Origin of the sequence: Aquiflexum sp., assembly GCF_041749095.1 — a bacterium.
Lineage (GTDB): Bacteria > Bacteroidota > Bacteroidia > Cytophagales > Cyclobacteriaceae > Aquiflexum.
Genome location: NZ_JBGTCA010000423.1, coordinates 1 through 2,788, shown reverse-complemented (window position 1 = coordinate 2,788; position 2,788 = coordinate 1). Strand labels below are relative to the sequence as shown.

The window sequence follows — 2,788 nt, the reverse complement described above, 5'->3', positions numbered from 1 at the left end:
CATAGATCTTAGTGAAGAATACAGGGAAAGAATCGTCGATTACATGTTTTCGGAATACGAAGCAGGAAGGACCCCCAATCCGGATATTTTATGTAACAGGGAAATCAAATTCGACATTTTTCTCAAAGCCGCCCAAAAACTCAAAGCTGATTTTGTAGCCACAGGTCACTATTGCCAAAAAGGTAAATTTGAAGTCAATGGTAAAATGGTCTTTAGACTTTTGGCAGGTGCCGATCCAAACAAAGACCAAAGCTATTTTCTATGCCAATTGAATCAGGATCAATTGGCCAAAGCGCTGTTTCCTATCGGGCACCTACAAAAATCAGAAGTAAGAAAGATCGCCAAAGAACAGGACCTGATCACTGCTGACAAAAAAGACAGTCAGGGGCTATGCTTTATTGGTAAAGTCAGGTTACCTGATTTTCTTCAACAACAGCTCCAACCGAAAAAAGGAGCTATTGTAGTAGTTCCGGAAGAGCTCCCTATTTATGAATCAAAAAGGATTCCTGCCGGGATTTCGGCTGAAGACTATGATCTGGAAACTTTGGACAACTTATGCCTACCCATCAAATATACCCTTAATCAAGGCAAAAAAATCGGAGATCATAACGGTGCCCATTATTTTACCGTGGGTCAAAGAAAAGGCCTGCAGGTTGGAGGGACAGGCAAGCCATTGTTTGTCATTGCCACGGAGACCAAGGAAAATGTCATCTATACAGGATTAGGGGAAGATCATCCGGGATTAAACCGTCATGGTCTATTCGTACCAAATGAGGATATTCACTGGATCAGAGAAGACCTGAAACTAAATGTAGGCGGATCCGCCAGCTACCAAGCAAGAATCAGATACCGGCAGCCATTGACTCAGGCTACTTTAATTATGAAAGAAAACGGTCTCTATATCCTTTTTGACCAAGCCCAGAGAGGCGTTGCGTCAGGACAGTTTGTGGCCTGGTATGATGGTGAGGAGAGTATTGGGTCGGGGGTGATATTTTAGAGGGATGAAGGATGAGGGAGGAAGGATGAAGAGGGTAGATTTCAGATTGTAGATTTTAGATTTAGGGGAATCCCAAGTTGAAACTGAGACTGGAGACTAACTAACTACCCGACCGCGACTGCCTACTGCAAACTGAAACTGAACCTTTTCTGATACTGCCCACTGAAAACTGAGACTTCCGCACTGAAAACTGCTTACTGAGACTGCCTACTGAGACTGAACACTGCTCAACCGATCTGAAAAGGCTGCGGGGTAAAGCACAGGACAAAAATCAGAATGGCCACCCAACCGATTATTTTTCTGTTGCTGTCCAGTTCTTTGAAGCCATTGACTTCGGGATGCTCCAATCCCATGATCCTGCCCAACAAAAAAGCAAATAAAAGCCAACCGCTATACCCTTGAATGCTGGGATAGTAATAAACCAGGGCATATTGGCTTGCTGCAATCAATAAAATGATCGTCCATTTAGTTTGGTTTTCGAGGCTGGCTTTTCGGTAACAGATATATAGAAAAATTACATAAAGGGGAATCCTTATAATAAGAGTATTGAAATCATCATAAGGATTAAGTAAACCCAAACCTGCATAGAAGACAAAGGCAGTATAGAAAATCAGGGAAATCTCTTTGTGCCTTTTGGGAAATAATCCAAAGACCACATGCCCTCCGTCCAATTGGCCAATTGGCAAGAGATTCAGGGCAGTAAAAAACAAAGCCAGATAACCTGCAAATAAATATGGGAAATGGATGATTTCTGACATATTGGGCATTTTCTCAGGATCGGCCAATATTTTTTCCATGCCATAAAAGAGCAGGTTATAGCCCATCTCAAGATTGAGGTAACCTTCTTCCTCTGAATGCCCTTCAAAATCAGGATCCAAATATTCCGGATGGATCTGATAGATATAATCTGCATCCGGCAAGTGGGTAAAGCCATATCCCAATACAAAAAGGGCAATGATAAATCCAGCCAAAGGTCCTGCCACACCAATATCGAAAAATTTTTTCCGGCTATTGATAAAACTTTTCATACTGATAATGGCACCAAAAGTTCCTAAGGAAGGCGCTATCACCAACCAGCCCGGAATGAAATATGGCAGGGATGATTTTACCTTATGGTGGATGGATGTCAACAAGTGCCCTAATTCATGGATAAGGAGAATCCCGATAAAGGGAATGGAGAAATGAAGGGATTTTAGAAAATATTCGAGGGTCAGGGCATGTTCACCACCTGCAATCAGAGACTTTCCATACAACCACTCCCCTCCTGCCAACGTCGTTGCAATCAGGGTAGCCAGAAATAACAAACCGTGTCTTAGGTATTCTTTTTTAGTGTACATCCGCAAAGAATTGAATCAGCGCTTTTGGGTGTGTGATGTGATAAGTTTGTATTCCAACTCTTTTGGCCCCATCAAGGTTCGCCAGAAGGTCATCAAAAAATAAAACTCTATTGGGTTCAACTTGTATTTCATTGATTACTGCCTTATAGATGGCTTCATCAGGTTTTGCCAATCCCATTTCATGACTTAAGAAAACACGGTCAAACATTACTGAAAGGCCATCAACAGACGACTGCTCTTTGAGCATTTGATTGAGTTTCAAAATATGGATTTCATTGGTATTGCTAAGTACTGCAGTTCCGAAATCCTGATTGAGCTTGCTGATAAGATCTATCCTTTCCTGTGGCAAATCAAATAACAAACTGTTCCAAATATGATCAATCTGATCGTCTAAAAAGTCCTCCTGGTACAATTCCCTGACTGCATTTCTGAATTGATCGGAATTGATCATACC

At 41.8% G+C, this 2,788-nt stretch carries 3 protein-coding genes; 1 reads left to right on the top strand and 2 read right to left on the bottom strand.

Features of this window, described 5'->3' with window-relative positions; genetic code table 11:
• Nucleotides 1–997, top strand: a 997-nt coding sequence (gene mnmA, locus ACEW8O_RS19275; RefSeq protein ID WP_373496259.1) for a tRNA 2-thiouridine(34) synthase MnmA, incomplete at its 5' end; no start/stop codon positions are given.
• 227 nt (nucleotides 998–1,224) lie between these two features.
• On the opposite strand, the gene ACEW8O_RS19270 is transcribed toward mnmA, so the two are convergent.
• Entirely contained in the window at nucleotides 1,225–2,334 is a 1,110-nt protein-coding gene (locus ACEW8O_RS19270; RefSeq protein WP_373496258.1) for a site-2 protease family protein, read from the bottom strand.
• A partial coding sequence (locus ACEW8O_RS19265; RefSeq protein ID WP_373496257.1) for an HAD-IA family hydrolase occupies nucleotides 2,324–2,788 on the bottom strand: 465 nt, incomplete at its 5' end. The genes ACEW8O_RS19270 and ACEW8O_RS19265, both read right to left, overlap by 11 nt.

Coding starts and splice junctions, on each gene's coding strand:
- ACEW8O_RS19270 (WP_373496258.1), bottom strand. CDS start 2,334: ATGTACACTAAAAAAGAATACCTAAGACACGGTTTGTTATTTCTGGCT.